At 67.2% G+C, this 16,872-nt stretch carries 16 protein-coding genes and 1 riboswitch; of the genes, 6 read left to right on the forward strand and 10 right to left on the reverse strand.

Annotated features, from left to right (window positions below):
• Nucleotides 1–8: 8 nt before the first annotated feature.
• On the forward strand, nucleotides 9–755 hold the full coding sequence (locus tag WHZ77_RS22095) for a cobalt-precorrin-6A reductase (RefSeq protein WP_375309871.1): 747 nt from the start codon (nucleotides 9–11) through the stop codon (nucleotides 753–755).
• On the opposite strand, the gene cobJ is transcribed toward WHZ77_RS22095, so the two are convergent.
• From cobJ to WHZ77_RS22130, 7 genes are read right to left on the reverse strand one after another with little or no spacing between them, the layout of a single operon-like run.
• The gene (cobJ, locus tag WHZ77_RS22100; protein ID WP_375309872.1) at nucleotides 731–1,465 is read right to left on the reverse strand and encodes a precorrin-3B C(17)-methyltransferase; all 735 of its coding nucleotides are present in this window, start codon (nucleotides 1,463–1,465) and stop codon (nucleotides 731–733) included. The genes WHZ77_RS22095 and cobJ overlap by 25 nt on opposite strands.
• The gene (locus tag WHZ77_RS22105; protein ID WP_375309873.1) at nucleotides 1,462–2,193 is read right to left on the reverse strand and encodes a precorrin-2 C(20)-methyltransferase; all 732 of its coding nucleotides are present in this window, start codon (nucleotides 2,191–2,193) and stop codon (nucleotides 1,462–1,464) included. The genes cobJ and WHZ77_RS22105 overlap by 4 nt, the downstream gene beginning before the upstream one ends.
• 2 nt (nucleotides 2,194–2,195) lie before the next feature.
• Nucleotides 2,196–2,825, reverse strand: coding sequence for a precorrin-8X methylmutase (locus WHZ77_RS22110; RefSeq protein ID WP_375309874.1), 630 nt, complete (start codon nucleotides 2,823–2,825; stop codon nucleotides 2,196–2,198).
• Complete coding sequence (gene cobG / locus WHZ77_RS22115) at nucleotides 2,825–3,988, reverse strand: precorrin-3B synthase (RefSeq protein ID WP_375309875.1); 1,164 nt, start codon at nucleotides 3,986–3,988, stop codon at nucleotides 2,825–2,827. The genes WHZ77_RS22110 and cobG overlap by 1 nt, the downstream gene beginning before the upstream one ends.
• Nucleotides 3,985–7,233 (reverse strand): cobaltochelatase subunit CobN, encoded by a 3,249-nt coding sequence (gene cobN, locus WHZ77_RS22120; RefSeq protein WP_375309876.1) that lies wholly within the window; start codon nucleotides 7,231–7,233, stop codon nucleotides 3,985–3,987. The genes cobG and cobN overlap by 4 nt, the downstream gene beginning before the upstream one ends.
• Entirely contained in the window at nucleotides 7,233–8,267 is a 1,035-nt protein-coding gene (gene cobW / locus WHZ77_RS22125; RefSeq protein WP_143844331.1) for a cobalamin biosynthesis protein CobW, read from the reverse strand. The genes cobN and cobW overlap by 1 nt, the downstream gene beginning before the upstream one ends.
• A complete protein-coding gene (locus WHZ77_RS22130; protein WP_375309877.1) occupies nucleotides 8,264–8,638 on the reverse strand; it encodes a DUF1636 family protein in 375 nt (124 codons plus the stop codon). Before WHZ77_RS22130 ends, cobW begins: the two co-directional genes overlap by 4 nt.
• A 96-nt stretch (nucleotides 8,639–8,734) precedes the next feature.
• Nucleotides 8,735–8,957: riboswitch (cobalamin riboswitch) on the reverse strand.
• A 39-nt stretch (nucleotides 8,958–8,996) separates the two neighbouring features.
• Here WHZ77_RS22130 and cobO point away from each other — a divergent pair.
• Together cobO and WHZ77_RS22140 are read left to right on the forward strand one after the other, a co-directional pair.
• On the forward strand, nucleotides 8,997–9,632 hold the full coding sequence (gene cobO, locus WHZ77_RS22135) for a cob(I)yrinic acid a,c-diamide adenosyltransferase (protein WP_375309878.1): 636 nt from the start codon (nucleotides 8,997–8,999) through the stop codon (nucleotides 9,630–9,632).
• Between the two features lie 11 nt (nucleotides 9,633–9,643).
• On the forward strand, nucleotides 9,644–11,092 hold the full coding sequence (locus tag WHZ77_RS22140) for a cobyric acid synthase (protein WP_375309879.1): 1,449 nt from the start codon (nucleotides 9,644–9,646) through the stop codon (nucleotides 11,090–11,092).
• On the opposite strand, the gene cobD is transcribed toward WHZ77_RS22140, so the two are convergent.
• Nucleotides 11,081–12,046, reverse strand: a complete 966-nt coding sequence (cobD, locus tag WHZ77_RS22145) for a threonine-phosphate decarboxylase CobD (protein WP_375309880.1) — start codon at nucleotides 12,044–12,046, stop codon at nucleotides 11,081–11,083. The two genes, WHZ77_RS22140 and cobD, sit on opposite strands and share 12 nt — an antisense overlap.
• Before the next feature lie 11 nt (nucleotides 12,047–12,057).
• Complete coding sequence (gene cbiB / locus WHZ77_RS22150; protein ID WP_375309881.1) at nucleotides 12,058–13,011, reverse strand: adenosylcobinamide-phosphate synthase CbiB; 954 nt, start codon at nucleotides 13,009–13,011, stop codon at nucleotides 12,058–12,060.
• A 122-nt stretch (nucleotides 13,012–13,133) separates the two neighbouring features.
• Between cbiB and cobU the strand changes: the two genes are divergently transcribed.
• Genes cobU through bluB form a run of 3 tightly spaced genes read left to right on the forward strand, consistent with a single transcriptional unit; the run spans nucleotide 13,134 to nucleotide 15,053 of the window.
• Entirely contained in the window at nucleotides 13,134–13,637 is a 504-nt protein-coding gene (cobU, locus tag WHZ77_RS22155; RefSeq protein WP_375309882.1) for a bifunctional adenosylcobinamide kinase/adenosylcobinamide-phosphate guanylyltransferase, read from the forward strand.
• Entirely contained in the window at nucleotides 13,634–14,416 is a 783-nt protein-coding gene (gene cobS / locus WHZ77_RS22160; RefSeq protein ID WP_375309883.1) for an adenosylcobinamide-GDP ribazoletransferase, read from the forward strand. Before cobU ends, cobS begins: the two co-directional genes overlap by 4 nt.
• Nucleotides 14,417–14,420: 4 nt before the next feature.
• Nucleotides 14,421–15,053: a 5,6-dimethylbenzimidazole synthase gene (gene bluB, locus WHZ77_RS22165; protein WP_375309884.1), complete on the forward strand. Its 633-nt coding sequence runs from the start codon at nucleotides 14,421–14,423 to the stop codon at nucleotides 15,051–15,053.
• A 119-nt stretch (nucleotides 15,054–15,172) separates the two neighbouring features.
• Here the strand turns inward: bluB and WHZ77_RS22170 are convergent, their stop codons facing one another.
• The gene (locus WHZ77_RS22170; RefSeq protein WP_375309885.1) at nucleotides 15,173–16,861 is read right to left on the reverse strand and encodes a ShlB/FhaC/HecB family hemolysin secretion/activation protein; all 1,689 of its coding nucleotides are present in this window, start codon (nucleotides 16,859–16,861) and stop codon (nucleotides 15,173–15,175) included.
• Nucleotides 16,862–16,872: the final 11 nt, after the last annotated feature.

Below are 16,872 nucleotides of genomic sequence, written 5' to 3' on the forward strand. Positions count from 1 at the left end.
AACTAGCCATGAATCGCGCCCTCATTCTGGGCGGAATTGCCGATGCGAGCCTGCTCGCCGCGGAGATCGCGCGCGCCGGCATCGATGCCATCTATTCCTATGGCGGCCGCACCCGCGCGCCTGCCGATCAGCCGCTGCCGACCCGCATCGGCGGCTTCGGTGGCGTGAGCGGTCTTGCCGATTACATCCGCCGCGAAGGCATCACGCATGTGATCGATGCGACGCATCCCTTCGCGGCCGAGATGAGCCGCAATGCAGTCGCAGCATGCATAGAAACTAGCACGCCTCTGATTGCGCTGGAACGCGCGCCATGGGCCAGGGCGTCTGGCGACAACTGGATCGAAGTCGCTGACGTCGATGCCGCCGTCGCCGCGCTGCCTAAGACGCCGGCAAACGTGTTCCTCGCCATCGGCCGCCAGCACATCGCTCCGTTCACGGGAGAGCCGCAGCATGCCTACACGCTGCGCTTCGTCGATCCGCCCGACGCGGCGCTGGCGTTTCCGGCTGACGTGATCGTGTCGCGTGGACCATTCACGCTCGACGGCGAGCTGGGGATGATGCGCACGCGCGGCATCGCGTGGATCGTCGCCCGCAATTCCGGCGGCGACGGTGCGCGCGCCAAGATCGACGCGGCCCGCATGCTCGGCCTGCCCGTGATCATGATCTCGCGACCAACACTGCCTGAACGGCTGCGGGTCGAGAGCGTGGCGGAGGTCATGCAGTGGCTCGGTCATTCTACCCGCCTCGGCGCATAGACCCAGCGGCCGACACGGCGCGTCTGCGCGTTGCAGACAATCACGAGCGTGCGCATGTCGGCCATCTCTGGCGTTGCGTCGTTCAGCCTCACGGTCTCGATTGTCTCGTCAGCGGCACTGACCGCGCGGGCGAAAATCACCAGGTGCTCGCCGCAGCCGGCTTCCTTCAGCACCACGAGCGCACGGCCAAATCCTTCCGGCCGGCTGGCCGAGCGCGGATTGTACATCGCAATGGCAAAATCGGCTTCGGCGGCAAGCCGCAGACGTTTCTCGATCACCGTCCACGGCTTGAGATTATCGGAGAGATTGATCGCGCAAAAATCATGCCCGAGCGGCGCCCCAGCGCGCGCGGCTGCCGCCAGCATCGCGGTGATGCCCGGCAGCACGCGAATGGGAAGCTCCCGCCATTGCGGAGCCTGTTCGAGCGCCTCGAACACGGCCGAGGCCATCGCGAAGACCCCGGGGTCGCCGGAGGACACGACCACGACCTGTCCGCCTTCGGCGGCGAGCCGCAGCGCCTCGCTCGCGCGTTGCAGCTCTTCGCGATTGTCGGATGGGCGCAAGTTGAGACCAGGGCGCGGCGGCACGCGCGCGACATAGGGCGCATAACCCAGAATGTCCGTCGCAGCCGCAAGCGCGGCGGAAACCTCGGGCGTCACCAGGCCATCGCTGCCCGGCCCGAGGCCCGCGATGGTCAGCGTGCCCGTCATTCGGCCGCGTCCGGATGCCGGCCCTTGCCGTGCACGAGCACGATCGCGAAGTAAGGACAATCGGCGGCATCGATCTCGGCAAGCCGCACCACGCGCTCGCCCGGCATGGTGCCGCGCTCGACCAGCCAGGAATCATCGAGCCGGCCGGCGGAGGCGAGCGCGCGGCGCACCTTTATGAGATTGCGCCCGGTCTTCATGATCACGAGCGCATCGGAATCGCGCATGCGGCGTTCCAACTCGTCTTCGGCCAGCGTGCCCATCAGCACCGTCGTCACATCGTCGCCGAGCGCGATCGGCCGTCCGACGCCATTCCAGCAGCCGACCATGCCGGGAATGCCGGCGATCACCTCGATCTCGACCCGGCCTTGCAGTCGCGTGTGCAGATGCATGAAGGAGCCGTAGAAGTAAGGATCGCCTTCACAGAGCACGACGACGTCGACCGCGCGCGCCAATCTCGCCAGGCGCTCGGCCCATTCGTCGTAGAAGCCGGCCAGCAGCCGGACGTAGTCGGGACTGTCGAACGCAATTTCCGTCGTGACCGGATATTCCATGGGATATTCGGTGATTTCGGCCGCCAGCATACCCTCGACGATGCGCCGTGCCTGCCCGGGCCGCCCCTTCTTGCGGAAATAGGCGACATGCTGCGCGCCGCGCACCGTGCGGTCCGCGCGGACGCTCATCAGATCCGGATCGCCAGGGCCGAGACCGCAACAGATGATGCGTCCCATGGCTACTCGCTCCGGCTCGCCAGCGCGTTCACGGCGGCAACGGTAATCGCCGAGCCGCCGAGGCGGCCCTCGACCGTCAGCGCCGGCACCGGCGGATCGGCCATCAGCGCCGCCTTGGATTCGGCTGCGCCGACGAAGCCGACCGGGCAGCCGATAATCGCCGCGGGCCGCGGGCAATCCCGGTCCTCCAGCATGTTGAGCAGGTGAAACAGCGCGGTCGGCGCGTTGCCGATCGCGACGATCGCGCCATCCAGATGCGGCCGCCACAGCTCCAGCGCCGCCGCCGAGCGGGTGTTGCGCATGGATTGCGCCAGCGCAGGAACAGCTTCGTCGCCGAGCGTACAGATGACGGCGTTCGCCGCAGGCAATCTCGCGCGTGTAATTCCTTCCGAGACCATGCGGGCGTCGCACAGGATCGGCGCGCCCTTCTGCAAGGCCGCGCGCGCAATGGTCGCCATGCCTGATGTGAAACGGATATGTGCCTCGAGGCCGACCATGCCGGCGGCGTGGATCATCCGCACCGCGACCTGCTCCTCGTCCGCCGTGAAGCGCGAAAGATCCGCCTCGGCCCGGATCGTCGCGAAGGATTGCCGGTAGATCGCAGCACCATCGGTTTCGTAGACGTGCGGCATCAGTGCCCTCCGACCAGGATGGAGGGATCGCTGACGATGTCGGCGCCGTTCAACCCGCGCAGGACCGGCTCGTCGCGCGTCGAGCCGCCGCGAACGAGGTCGAAGCCGGCGCTGGTCGCGACCAGCGTCACCGCGGACGCGCCGGAACGGGCGCAGCCCTTGGCGCAGCCGGAGACGTGAAGCCGCGTGTCGAGCGCGATGCGCGGGGCCAGCGCTGCCGCCAGCGCGCGCGTATCGGCATGCGCCTCGCGGCAGCGCGGCGCACCGCTGCAGGCGATGACGCGCAATGCGGGGTCGTAGGGCTCGGTGATGAGACCTGCCCCGCTCGGCACCTCCCGCTTGCCCTCGCTCAGCACCATCCGCCACGGCGTCATGCGCAGCGCATGACCGCAGCCGGAGAATTGATGCAGCGTCGTGTGCAACATCTGTCCGAACGCGACGCCGACCAGGGCGCCATGCGGATAATGCCCGGGCCGCGACGCGGCCATCACGGGTGCCGGTTCGGCCCCGCCGCGCAACGTCTCGGGCAATGTCGCACCGGCCGCGATGTGGGCAGCCATGCGTCCTCGCCCCCCCTTCGCGCCGCCGGAGGCGATGAACCAAGATGCGAATGCGAGCGCGGTGCTCACGACCTCTCCACGCCCGACGGAACGGCCTGACCTCGCACCATCGGCCCGCACCAGCAGACGGCCGCCCCGGTCGCGTTCGATGCGCACGTCGGCGGAATCGCCGGCGAGCACGCGCGATCTTCCGTCATCGATGGCGAAACCGAATTTGGTGGGGAGTTCGAGCGCGCTGTTCGCGAGGGCTTCTTCGAGCTCGGCTGCAAGCGCCTGCGTCTCGTCGCCAACATTCCAGAACGGCGTCACCAGGATGTTGCGCCGGGCTTCGATGTCGGTGTCGGGGTCGAGCAGCCGCAGCAACGCAAGTCCATCGAGCAGCCGGCGATGGCCCTGTTCGGTGACGCCCCTGATCTGGAGATTGGCGCGGCTGGTCACGTCGATGAGGCCGTTGCCGTAACGCTCGGCGAGCTCGGCAAGACCGGCGACCTGCCCGGCTTCGAGACGACCGCCGAACGGACGCACACGGACCACGAGCCCGTCGCCCGATTGCATCGGGCGCAGCGCACCGGGACACCAGCCCTTCACCGAAGACGCGCTCATGACGCCTCCCGCAGTGCAGCCGCGATCGAATTGCGGCGCGTTCGCCAGAGCGAGGCTTCGTGCAGGCGCGCGAAGCAGGTCTCCATTGCTGCGAGCGCCGCCGGATTGTCACGGGTCATGAAGGCGCGAACATCGGCATCTCCGAGCGTCGCATCATAATAGAGATCGAACAGATGCGGCGGCACGGCATCGGCCAGATGGGCGAAAGCGGCCATGTGCTCCAGCGTTGCCGTGATCTCGGCGGCGCCCCGAAAACCGTGGCGCATCATGCCGGCGATCCAGCCCGGATTGGTCGCGCGCGCACGGACCACGCGGGAGATTTCCTCGGTCAGCGTCCGCGCGTGCGGCTGCTCGGGCCGCGTCGTATCGAGATGATAGAGCGACGGGGCTGTCCCGCCGAGATGCACGGCTGCCGCCGCAATGCCGGCTTCGTGTGCGGCATAGTCGGCGGCAAGCAGGAGATCCGTCTCCGGCAGATCCTGGACGTGGACGAAAGCATCGGCCGCGGCGAGCCGCTGTTCGATGCCGGCGCGATCGGAGCTGATCTCGCCATCGGCCGAGAACGCCCAGGACGATGCCGACAACCAAGCCTCGCCGGCTGCATCGCGCGTCTCGGGCGTGAAGGCATCGGGGATCGCCGAGAGACCGACGCCGTATTGTCCGGGGCGCGGCGCGAACACACGGGAGGCGCGGTGGCGATAGGGATTTTCATCGCCCTCGTCCTCGCGGCCTGCGAGCGCCTCGGCGGCGGCATCGAACAATTGCGCGAGGCCGGAGAAGACATCCCGGAACAGGCCGGACACACGCAGCGTCACGTCGATGCGGGGGCGACCGAGTTCGGCAGGCGCAATGATGTCGTAGCCGTTGACGCGGCCGGAGGCGTGGTCCCAGCGCGGCGCGAGACCCGCCAGATGCAGCGCCATGGCGAATTCCTCGCCCGCGGTGCGCATCGTCGCCGAGCCCCAGAGATCGACGACGAGGCCTTTCGGCCAGTCGCCGTGATCCTGCAGGTGACGGCGGAGCAATTCTTCCGCGAGCTTGATGCCTTGCGCATGCGCCGACGGCGTCGGCACGGCGCGCGGATCGACGGCAAAGAGATTACGCCCGGTCGGCAGCACGTCCTGGCGCCCGCGATAGGGCGAGCCCGACGGTCCCGGCGCCACGCGCTTGCCGGCCAGCGCGGCACGCAGCGCGTCCCGCTCCGCGTCGCCGCAAGCGCCGCGGCCGAACACATGCAGGCCGTCGCCGTACTGGCTTTCCTTGAGATCGCAGACGAAGCGATCGATCCGCGGGATCGCTTCGGCCGGCGCGGCCGAGGCATCCAGACCAAGATCGTCTTCGAGGCCGGCCACGCGCGCCTCGTCACGGATTGCGGCGATCAATCGCTGACGACGCGCGGGATCGAGACCATCGGCCGTCGAATATTCGTCGAGGAGCTGTTCGAGACGGCGGAGGCTCTCCGGCACCGCAGAGACTGCGAGCGGCGGCGGCAGATGGCCGATGGTGACGGCGCCGACGCGCCGCTTGGCCTGCGCGGCTTCGCCGGGATCATTGACGATGAAGGGATAGATGATTGGGAGATCGCCGATCAGGGCTTCCGGCCAGCAGGCCGACGAAAGCGCCACGGATTTTCCGGGCAGCCATTCCAGCGTGCCATGCGCGCCCATGTGAACGATCGCATCAACGCCCTGTTCGCGGAGCCAGAGATAGAACGCGACATAGGCGTGGCGCGGCGTGCGGGCGAGATCGTGATAGTCGTGATCCCGCGTGGCGGCATCGCCACGCTCGGGCTGGACCGCAATGATGGATCGGCCGCACGGGATCGCGGCGAAATGGAATGCGCCATCGCGGCAGCTCGGATCGTTCTCCGGCGCGCCCCAGGCTTTGGCGAGATCATCCTGCAGCGACCGCGGAAGACTCGCGAGCGCCGCGCTGCACTCGCCAACGCTCCAGGTCAAACTTCGCTGCAGCAATTCCTCGCCGAGCGCATGGACCGGCCCGACATCGAATCCGGTCTCTGCGAGATCGGACACCAGCGCCTCGACCGACGCCAGCGCATCGAGACCCACCGCATGCGCGATCTGGTGCGGGCGTCCCGGATAGTTCGACAGCACGATCGCCAGTCGTTTCTCGCTCGTCGGCGTCTCCGCCAGGTCGCACCAAGCGGCGACGCGCGCGGCAACAGCTTCCACGCCCTCGATATCGGCGCGATGGGCCAGGTGCGAGAATTGCAGATCGGGATCACGCTCCGCCGCAGATTTGAAACTCACCACACCGGCAAACAGGCGGCCGTCGACCTCGGGCAACACCACATGCATTGCAAGATCGCCCGGCGACAGGCCGCGCAGAGCGCTGTCCCAGTCCTCCCGCCGCGCCGTGGAGAGCGCAACCTGGAACACCGGACAGGAGGCCGCATCGAACGGCGTCGTGCCGTCGTCACCGAGCGCCGAGAACGCCGTCGCATTGACGATCGCGGCCGGCGGGCTTTGCGAGAGGTGAGAGCGCAGCCAATCCGCAACGCCCGGCGCCTTCAACGATGAGGCGAACGCGCCGTACGCGTCGAACCCCTTGTCGCGCAGCGCCGCGATCACAGCATCGACCGGGCCGGTATCCGCGGCGGTGAGATAGGAACGGTAGAACGTCACGAGCGCGCGGGGCTTGCCCTCGCTGATCAGCGGCGCTGCGATAACGCCGCGCACGGGATCGTAAAAGCCCATCTCGGGAACAGTGGTTTCGCCGACGACCGGTCCAGCATAGAGCCCCGAGGCCAGCGCAAGCTGCGCGATCGCGGCTTGGGCAGCTACGGGACCGCCCGTGTCGCAGAGTACCTTGAGCCGCCGCAGCGTCGAGACCGGCACGGTCGAATACGCATCGAGCCGCGCATCGTCGCGGCCATCGGCCGGCAGCACGGCCAGCACGATCCCGCGATCCTTCGCGAGTTGCTGAAGAGCCGCGAGCCCATACGACCAATAGGACTCGCCGCCGATGAGACGGACCAAAATGCCGCGCGCCTGCGCCAGCGTGCGCTCGACATAGGTGTCGACCGACAGCGGATGACGCAGCTCCGAAAGATTGGCGAGCCGCAGCGACGGCAGGCTGTCACGGCCACGCCGCCAGCCGGCCGCGAACGCGGCCAGATCGGAATCCGAATACGAGAGCACCACGAGATCGGCCGCGTCCTGGCCGATGTCCCTTGGCGTCGCAGTCTCCTCGAGACCGCGGCTCTCGCGGAAGACGACGTGCATCAGACACCAAGTCCCGCTTTGATCGCAGCCTCGTCGATATCGCCGTGCTCGCCGATCACCACGAGCTTCGACTGCCTGCTGCCCGCGCCCCAGGGCTTGTCGAACTGGTGGCGCACGCGTTCGCCGACCGCTTGCAGCAAAAGGCGCATCGGCTTGCCTTGCACGGCGATATAGCCCTTGACGCGCAGCACGTTCTGCTCGCGGGACAGACGCTGCACCGAGGCGACCAGAGCGTCGATGTCGGTGACCTCAGGAAGATCGATCACGACGGAGGCGAAATCATCATGCTCGTGATCCTCCTCGCCGTCATGATGCGAGGGGCGTGCGGAAAGATCATTCTCCGCGGCAGCGCCGAGACCGAGGATCACGCGCGCATCGATCGCGCCATCGGTGACGGAGAGCATCGGCACGCGGCGCGGCATCTCGGCCGTGATCAATGCCCTGGCGGCTTCAAGTCCCGCCGCGCCGGCAAGATCAGCCTTGGTCAGCAGCACGATGTCGGCGCAGGCGATCTGGTCCTCGAACACTTCCGACAACGGCGTCTCGTGATCGAGATTTTCGTCCGCCGCGCGCTGCGCTTCGACCGCATCCGGATCCGGTGCAAAACGACCCGCCGCCACGGCTTCGGCATCGGCCAGCGCAATCACGCCGTCGACGGTGATGCGCGAGCGGATCTCCGGCCAATCGAACGCCTTCAGCAGCGGCTTTGGCAGCGCCAGGCCCGAGGTCTCGATCAGGATGTGATCGGGCCGCACCGGCCGCGCCAGAAGCTTCTCCATGGTCGGAATGAAATCGTCGGCGACGGTGCAGCAGATGCAGCCATTGGCGAGCTCGATGATGTTGTCTTCCGGGCAATTGGCGTCTGCACAGGACTTCAGGATCTCACCGTCGACGCCCTCGCTGCCGAACTCGTTGACGAGCACGGCGAGCTTCCTGCCGTCAGGGTTTGCGAGCAGATGCTGGATCAGCGTCGTCTTGCCGGAGCCGAGGAAACCCGTGACCACCGTCACCGGAACCTTTGCGAGCGAATTCATTCGGCTGCCTCCGGCACGACGGCGATGGGGGGAATGCGCGCAAGCGACTGCTTGCGAAAGATTTCGGGGCGGCTGCGCCAAGGCACGAGACCGTCCGGCGCGGCCGCATAGGCAGCGACACCGGCGACCACGTCGTTCGCATGGGCTTCCGAGAGGCGGCCGTAAACGTAGGACCAACGGCCGGGCGCGCTGAGTGCGACCGAGCAACCCTGGCTGCATGCAGACAGGCATTCGACGGGAACCACCGAGACCCCGTCGGGCACGCCTGCGTCGAGGATCGCACCATGCAGGCGCTTGCCGGGCGTGGCCTCGCCCTCGCCAATCGTCTCGCCGGCGCGGCAGGTAATGCAGACGTAAAGTGTGACGGTCATCGCCTCTTCCAGGATAGTCAGCGGGAGGCGAAGAGGCAGACGGACCATTCCCCCGAAGGCCCGTTTTCCCCGTCGCGGAACACCCCGTCCGCCGGTCCAAAAATCGTCCGCGCTGGCAGGTCTCCCGGCTTGCGGAGCAGGGCTTTTGGCCCTTCGATCCCCGCCTTCCCGATCCCCTGGGGGATCAGTGGCTTCGGACATCTCTCCGGTCACGGTCGCGGGGGCGGCTGCAGTTTGAACCCGAATCTTGCAGATTCGGACCCTATCGCATTCCCTCTTCGCCTGTCATAGGACAGGAACCAACGCCGGGTCACCATTTGCCCCCGGCCGCCTCTTGTCAAGCCGAAGGACCGGTACGATGACGCCTGAACCGGATACCCAGACGGGTGAGCAAACCGACGCCCGGCACGCCCAAAAAATGGCGAAGAAGAAGGCCGCCCGCGACAAGATAATGGCGACCAAGAGCGGCGAAAAAGGCCTCATCATCGTCCACACCGGCGCCGGCAAGGGCAAGTCCTCCTCGGCCTTCGGCATGATCGTCCGCTGCGTTGCCCATGGCTTCCCCTGCGCGGTCGTGCAGTTCATCAAGGGGGCCTGGGACACCGGCGAACGGCGGCTGCTCACCGGCCATTTCGGCGACCTCTGCCAGTTCCACGCCATGGGCGAAGGATTCACCTGGGAGACGCAGGACCGCGCCCGCGACATCGCCGCCGCGCGTGCCGGCTGGGAGAAGGCCAAGGAGCTGATCCTCGATCCCAATTTGCGCATGGTCGTCCTCGACGAGATCAACATCGCGCTGCGCTACGACTATCTCGACATCGCCGAGGTCGTCGAACTCCTGACGACGCGGAAGCCGCCGATGACGCATGTCGTTTTGACCGGACGCAACGCCAAGGACGAGCTGATCGAGATCGCCGATCTCGTCACCGAGATGACGCTGGTCAAGCATCCCTTCCGCTCCGGCATCAAGGCGCAAGCCGGCGTCGAGTTCTGAAGACGATCGCGATGGCGCGCGCATTGATGATCCAGGGAGCCGGTTCGGACGTGGGCAAGTCGCTCATCGTCGCCGGCCTCGCGCGCGCTTTCACGCGGCGCGGCCTGCGCGTGCTGCCGTTCAAGCCGCAGAACATGTCGAACAACGCCGCCGTCACCGTCGATGGCGGCGAGATCGGGCGCGCCCAGGCGTTGCAGGCACTTGCCGCCGGCGTCGAGCCGCACACCGACATGAACCCGGTGCTGCTCAAGCCCGAGACCGATGTCGGCGCGCAAATCATCGTCCACGGAAAGCGCGTCGCGACTGCGCGTGCACGCGACTACGCGGCGATGAAGCCTTCGCTGATGGGCGCCGTGCTGGAAAGCTTCGAGCGGCTGAAGGCGCGCGCCGATCTCGTGCTGGTGGAAGGCGCCGGCAGCCCCGCCGAGGTGAACCTGCGAAGGGCCGACATCGCCAATATGGGCTTTGCGCGCAAGGCCGACGTTCCCGTCGTGCTGGTCGGCGATATCGATCGCGGCGGCGTGATCGCCCAGCTCGTCGGCATCAAGACGGTGATCGCCCCCGACGACGCCGCGATGATCCAGGGCTTTGTCATCAACAAGTTTCGCGGCGATCCCACGCTGTTCGACGACGGCTACAGGTTGATCGAGCAGACGACGGCCTGGCGCGGGTTTGGCGTGTTGCCCTGGTTCGCCCGCGCCGGCGAGTTGCCGGCCGAGGACGCACTCGGCCTCAGCGACGCGCGCAAGCCGGGCCAATGCAAGATCGCCTGCCTTGCGCTGTCGCGGATCGCCAATTTCGACGATCTCGATCCGCTCAAGCTCGAGCCCGGCGTCGATCTCATCATGGTCCGTCCAGGCGAAGCGATCCCCGGCGACGTCAGGCTCGTCATCATCCCGGGCTCGAAATCCACCCGCGGCGATCTCGCCTTCCTGCGCGCGCAGGGCTGGGACATCGATCTGCTCGCGCACCACCGTCGCGGCGGCCATGTGCTCGGCCTCTGCGGCGGCTATCAGATGCTCGGCCGCAGCGTCGCCGACCCCGATGGCATCGAAGGCCCCGCGGGCGACACGCCGGGCCTCGGGCTTCTGGACGTGGATACGGTGATGACCCCGCAAAAGACGCTGACGCGTGTCGCGGCCGTGCATGCCGCCACGGATCAGCCGATCGAGGCCTACGAGATCCACATCGGCCGCACCGACGGGCCCGATCGCGCGCGGCCCTTTGCTAGGCTCGCCGGTGCACCGGAAGGCGCGATCTCGCGCGATGGGCGCGTGCAGGGCAGCTATCTGCACGGTCTGTTCACGTCGGACGATTTCCGCAAGGCGTATCTCACCAAGCTCGACATTCCCGCCGGCGACGAGCCTTATCACGACAGGGTCGAGAGCGCGCTCGAGGCGCTGGCCGATCACATCGAACAGCATCTCGACGTCGAAGGCCTGCTTGCGCTAGCGCGCTAGCACCTCGGCAAGGCGCGTCCACTCGGCTTCGCTGCCGGGAAGCCCGAGGCGCAGCCATCCCGGCTCTCTCGCGAACACGCGCGACCAGATCTGGCTGCGCGCCAGCTTGTCCTGCGCAGCAAGCGCGTCGGGCGTCTCGTAGAGACGAAACAGCGGCGTGCCGCCGACGAGACGCCAGCCTTGCGACTGCGCCATGCCGTCGAGGCGAACACAGTCGTGCGCAAGTCGCGCGGACGTCGTCTCGGCCCAGGCATCATCGCGCAAAGCGCGGCAGCCGATCGAGATCGCAGCTCCCGAGACCGGCCATGGACCCGACATCGCAGCGAGCTTCTCGATGTCGGCCGCATCGCCGATGGCGAAGCCAAGCCGCAGGCCGGCGAGGCCATAAAACTTTCCGAACGAGCGCAGGATCAGCAGTCCCGGCCGAGCCGCTTCGGGCGCGAGCGACAGTTGCGGAACGGCGTCGGCAAAGCTTTCATCGATGACGAGACGGCCGACGCGCGGCAGCAGCGCGAGCAGATCCTTTGCGGGATGGCACCGGCCGTCGGGATTGTTCGGGTTGACGACGATCGCAACATCCGCGCCCGCCAGCGCGGCGAGCTCGCTGACCTCCTGCACGTCCCAGCCAGCGGCCGACAGCACGCCCGCATATTCATTGTAGGTCGGCGCGAGGATGCGGGCCCGGCCGGGTGGCGCCAGTTGCGGCAACAGTTGAATGGCAGCCTGCGCACCGCCCGTCGCCACGACCGGCGCGCTGGTGCGATAGGCGTGATGCGCCGCGTGGTGCAGGGCTTCGATTTCGGCGCGCGACGGCAATGCCTGCCAATGATGCGCGCTCACCTCGCCCACCGGATAAGGCAGCCGGTTGATCCCCGTCGAGAGATCGATCCAGTGCTCGGCGCGCCCGCCAAAACGCTGCTGGGCCAGATCGAGATTTCCACCGTGCTCGCGCATGCCCCGTTCTTTCACGCGAAGGCAAGGATCGCAAGCACGCCGGCGAGCAGCAGCATGGCACGGCGATAGACCGTCAGTCCCTCGCCGATATCGGCGGCGAGCGGATCGCGTGCGGCTTCGTTGAGCCAGGGCTCGTTGGTGGTGCTGCCGTGATAGATGCGGGGACCGCTGAGCCGCACGCCGAGCGCGCCCGCCATCGCCGCTTCCGGCCAGCCGGCATTGGGCGAGCGATGGCGGCGCGCATCGCGCGTCATGCACGACAGCGCCTCGGATCGCCTTGGGGCCAGCAGCACGAAGAGAAATCCGGTCAGGCGCGCTGGAATGAAATTGGCGACATCGTCGATGCGGGCCGCTGCCCAGCCGAAGGCTTCGTGCCGTTCGCTGCGATGGCCGATCATGGAGTCCAATGTGTTGATCGCCTTGTAGCCGAAAATCCCCGGCAAGCCGAACAGTGCGCCCCAGAACACCGGCGCCACGATGCCGTCGGAAGCGTTTTCGGCAAGGCTCTCGATCGCCGCACGCGCGATGCCGGCTTCATCGAGCGCCGCAGGATCGCGGCCGACGATACGCGAGACCGCGTCGCGCGCAGCGGCGATGTCCCCGGCGCGCAATGGCTTTGCGACTGCGGCCACATGGTCATGAAGCGAGCGTAGCGCGACCAGCGGCCAGGCAAGCACGCCGAGCAGGGCGATCTGCGCCAAGCCCCAAGGGAGCAACGACTGGAGCAGAGACTGAAGCGCCCAGCCGAGCGCCACCGACAGCGCGATGACCAGGAGCGCGCCGGCGATGCCGGCAGCACGGCGAAATGTCGGCGCATCGGATGGACGATTCCAGGCATTATCAATCGCGCCGATCAGCCGGCCGAGCCACGTCACGGGATGGCCGATCCGCGCGAACAGCCACAACGGCCAGCCCATCAGGGCATCCACCGCCATCGCCACCACCATCGCGCCCGCAAAGCCCACGCCTGCCTCCTGTCCCGCCCCTGTTGCGCAAAGCACGGGCCGAGCGCAAGCCCCCGGCCGCCTGATTTCGGCTTTGTCTTTGGCCGCGTTTGGTGATTAGTCAGGCCCCATAGGAGACCTTCATGGCCGTCATCTTGATCACGGGCGGAGCGCGATCGGGCAAGAGCAAGCGTGCAGAAATACGCACGCGCGCCTTCCCGGGGCAGCCCGTCTATGTCGCGACGGCTGAGGCGCTCGATGCCGAAATGGAGGCGCGTATCGCCACGCATCGCGCGCGCCGCGGAACCGACTGGATCGAGCGCGAGGTGCCGCTCGATCTCGTACCCGCGCTGGCCGCAAGCGATGGCGGCGGCGCCAGGCTCGTCGATTGCCTGACGCTATGGCTCTCCAACCTGATGCACGCCGAGCGCAACTGGGAGCGTGAGGTAACGGAGCTCGCCACCGCCCTGCCCCGCCTCAAGAGCCCCGTCGTCTTCGTGACCAACGAGGTCGGCCTCGGCATCGTCCCCGACAACGCGCTGGCGCGCAGCTATCGCGACGCCGCCGGAATCATGAACCAGACCATCGCGGCAATTGCCGACGAGGTTGAGTTCGTGGTCGCCGGCCTGCCGATGAAACTGAAATGATGCCTCGTGCCGATTTCTTGAAAGACGTCGTCGCCGATCTCAGGATGGCGGCTTCGTTCGTGACGATCCTCCCCGTCGCGTCGTCGAAGCCCGCGGCCGACGGCGCCGTCGCGCGCGCGACCTGGGCGCTGCCCGTCGCCGGACTGCTGGTCGGCCTTGCCGGCGCGTTGGTCTACAAGATCGCCAGCCGGTGCGGATTGACACCGAACCTTGCCGCCCTGCTCGCACTCGCGACGACCGTACTCATCACCGGCGCGCTGCACGAGGACGGGCTTGCCGACACCGCCGATGGGCTCGGCGGCGGCCGCACCCGCGCACGCAAGCTCGAGATCATGCGCGACAGCCGGATTGGTACCTATGGCACCTGCGCGCTGATCCTGTCGTTCGGCCTGCGCTGGAGCGCGCTCGCAACAATCGCCAATCCGTGGTTGGTCGCGCTCGCGCTGTGCGCCGCGCAAGCAGGCGCGCGCGCAGGCGTGCCGGCCTTCATGTCGCTGGTGCCCCCAGCGCGGCCCGATGGTCTGTCGGCGAGCGCAGGTGCGCCGCCGGGTCGCAGCGTCGCCATTGCGTTTGCGCTCGGCACGCTCGTACTCGCTCTCGCGCTCGGACCGGGCAAGGCCCTCGCCGGCCTGATCCTGCTGTCGCTCGCCGGCCTGCTGCTGGCGCGGCTTGCGATCCGCCAGATCGGCGGGCAGACCGGCGACATCCTCGGTGCGTTCGAGCAGCTCGGCGAGATCCTGATCCTGCTGGTCGCCGCGGCCTTGCTGGGGGGACGCTGACCTCATGGTCGAATTCGACGACGTTTTCCGCCGACAATTGCGCGAGCTGTTCGTGTGGCGCCGCGACGTGCGCCGCTTTCGCGGCGATCCGTTGCCGGATGGTGCCATCGATCGCCTGATCGAGACCGCCTGCCTTTCGCCGTCGGTCGGCCTCAGCCAACCCTGGCGCTTCGTCATCGTCGATGGTGTTGCTCGACGCCGCGCCGTCATCGACGACTTCCAGGCCTGCAACACCGACGCGCTGAACTGTTACGCCGGTGAACGCGCCGCACGCTATGCCGCGCTGAAGCTGTCGGGCCTGGAACAGGCGCCCGGCCACCTCGCCGTGTTCGCCGACAAGGCCAGCGACATCGGCCACGGCCTCGGCCGCGCCACCATGCCGGAGACGACGGAATATTCCGTGGTCGCGGCGATCACCGCGATGTGGCTTGCCGCGCGCGCCGAGGGTATCGGGCTTGGCTGGGTGTCGATCCTGAACCCCGCACGCATTCACGCCGTTCTCGACGTGCCGCAGTCCTGGAAATTCATCGCCTATCTCTGCATCGGCTATCCCGAGGCCGAATGCGACCAGCCTGAGCTGGAGCAGGCGAAGTGGGAACACCGGCGCGGTGCGGAGGAATTCACGCTGCGGCGTTGAGACGCCCCCCAAGCTCGTCATGCCCGGGCTTGTCCCGGGCATCCACGTCTTGGTTGCTACATCGAAGAACGGGGATGCCCGGGACAAGCCCGGCCATGAGGAAAAGGGGCAACGTCAAGCTACGACCTGCTCTTGCCCGCAACAGCCGCCACAGGCGCGGGTGGTTCCGGCTTCTGGAACATCAGTAGCGGCCGGAAGATGACGCGACCATAGGCCTCATAGTGGTTCTGGGTCGAGACGGCCATCTTCAGCGGCGTCGCGTAATTCGCCTCGAACGTCATGAACGACGCGTAGGTCCAGGAGAAGCCGACGCCGACCGAGCCCATTTCGGTGACACCGGGGAATGTCGAATACACCGCACCCCAGTCAGTGAAGATGTAGGTGTCGAATCCCCTGAGCCATTGCGACCAGTTGTAGTGCAGCTCGGCGTTGAAATAATAGCCGCTGTCGCCGGATGCCGCGTTGGAGGGATAGCCGCGCACGGTGGTGGGGCCGCCGATCGAGAAAATCTGGTCACCCGGCAGCAGCTTTTCCTGCGTGTACTGCCAGCTGGCCAGCACGTTGGCGCTGAAATTCGCCGGCCCTGCGGCGCTGGTCGCGATCAGCGAGCCGGTATACGTGTTGAACGTGCGGTTGTTGCCGAGCACGTGGTCCTGCCACTCGATGTAGTTCACCGCCGGCGAGACCGTGATCGAATAGGTGTTGCCTGAATTCGTCACCGAGACGCCGGCCGTGGCCTTGTCGTAGTGGTCGTTGGTGACGTCGACCGTAGCGAAGCGGCTCACCGTCTTGCCCTCGGTCTCGGCGGCATTGAGCAGCACCAGCCAGTTCTGCGACACCCAGACCGGCTGGCTGAAGTTGATCGCGGCCTGGCTCGAGCGTCCGGTGACGTCGAGCGCGACGAACGGTCCGTTGACGATCTTGATCTTGCCTTCGGTGTAGCTGACGCCGACGCGGCCGCCCCACGGATTGACCGGAATGCTGTAGGCGACGTTGCCGTTGAGATTGCCGTCGGAGCGGACGCCGTAGAAGGTCAGGCGATCGTCGACGCCGAACAGGCCGTGGCGCTTGTAGAAGGCCCCGCCCTCCCAGCGCCCGGTGTTCTCCGGGCCCTGGTTGTCGGTGAAGAGCTGCAGAGTGTCGACCGGCGGCTCGATCACCGCGAACTGCAGGTCGGTCAGGCCGAAGCTCGTGCCGGGCTGGAGCAGCGCCTTGATCTGCACGTCGTTGGTGCGGTTGAACCAGGTCACGTCGCGGTTGAGCTTGGGAACGTCGAGGACCTCGCCTTCGGGCTCCTTCACGCGCTGCAGGATGTAGTCGGTGCGGGTCTGCTTGTTGCCCTCGATGGTCGTCTTCTGGAGCCGGCCCTCGGTCAGCTTGATGCGGACGATGCCGCGCTTGGCATCCTGGTCAGGCAGCGTCGCGATGCCCGTGACGATGCCGCGCTCGGTGTAGATGGCGTTGATGTCGGCGACGAGCTGGAGCAGCGAGGCGATGTCGACGTTCTTGCCGACATACTTCTTCGCGATCTCTTCGAGCTCCGCCGGCGTGATGAACTTGGACGGGTCGAATTCGACCTTGCGCAGGCGGAATTTCGGCCCTCCCGGCTTCAGCAACTGGGATTTCTCCCGCTCCCCGCCGATCACCGCGGGACCGGTGAGTTTGGGTGGCGCACTCTGCTGTTCGAGCTGGCGGCGTTGCCGGTCGACATCGTTCTGGATCACGCCGGGATTGATCGACTGGGCGTGCGCGGATGCGATGCAGCAAGCTGCAAGCCCGACTCCCAACGCTGCCCTCCAAATCCGCATCCCGAATCCCG

This window comes from Bradyrhizobium sp. A5, assembly GCF_042076515.1.
Classification (GTDB): domain Bacteria; phylum Pseudomonadota; class Alphaproteobacteria; order Rhizobiales; family Xanthobacteraceae; genus Bradyrhizobium; species Bradyrhizobium cosmicum.

Bases quoted from the DNA above. Each gene is read 5' to 3' on its own strand.
- WHZ77_RS22095 (WP_375309871.1), top strand. From the start codon at position 9: ATGAATCGCGCCCTCATTCTGGGCGGAATTGCCGATGCGAGCCTGCTC.
- cobJ (WP_375309872.1), bottom strand. From the start codon at position 1,465: ATGACGGGCACGCTGACCATCGCGGGCCTCGGGCCGGGCAGCGATGGC.
- WHZ77_RS22105 (WP_375309873.1), bottom strand. From the start codon at position 2,193: ATGGGACGCATCATCTGTTGCGGTCTCGGCCCTGGCGATCCGGATCTG.
- WHZ77_RS22110 (WP_375309874.1), bottom strand. From the start codon at position 2,825: ATGCCGCACGTCTACGAAACCGATGGTGCTGCGATCTACCGGCAATCC.
- cobG (WP_375309875.1), bottom strand. From the start codon at position 3,988: ATGAGCGCGTCTTCGGTGAAGGGCTGGTGTCCCGGTGCGCTGCGCCCG.
- cobN (WP_375309876.1), bottom strand. From the start codon at position 7,233: ATGCACGTCGTCTTCCGCGAGAGCCGCGGTCTCGAGGAGACTGCGACG.
- cobW (WP_143844331.1), bottom strand. From the start codon at position 8,267: ATGAATTCGCTCGCAAAGGTTCCGGTGACGGTGGTCACGGGTTTCCTC.
- WHZ77_RS22130 (WP_375309877.1), bottom strand. From the start codon at position 8,638: ATGACCGTCACACTTTACGTCTGCATTACCTGCCGCGCCGGCGAGACG.
- cobO (WP_375309878.1), top strand. From the start codon at position 8,997: ATGACGCCTGAACCGGATACCCAGACGGGTGAGCAAACCGACGCCCGG.
- WHZ77_RS22140 (WP_375309879.1), top strand. From the start codon at position 9,644: ATGGCGCGCGCATTGATGATCCAGGGAGCCGGTTCGGACGTGGGCAAG.
- cobD (WP_375309880.1), bottom strand. From the start codon at position 12,046: ATGCGCGAGCACGGTGGAAATCTCGATCTGGCCCAGCAGCGTTTTGGC.
- cobU (WP_375309882.1), top strand. From the start codon at position 13,134: ATGGCCGTCATCTTGATCACGGGCGGAGCGCGATCGGGCAAGAGCAAG.
- cobS (WP_375309883.1), top strand. From the start codon at position 13,634: ATGATGCCTCGTGCCGATTTCTTGAAAGACGTCGTCGCCGATCTCAGG.
- bluB (WP_375309884.1), top strand. From the start codon at position 14,421: ATGGTCGAATTCGACGACGTTTTCCGCCGACAATTGCGCGAGCTGTTC.
- WHZ77_RS22170 (WP_375309885.1), bottom strand. From the start codon at position 16,861: ATGCGGATTTGGAGGGCAGCGTTGGGAGTCGGGCTTGCAGCTTGCTGC.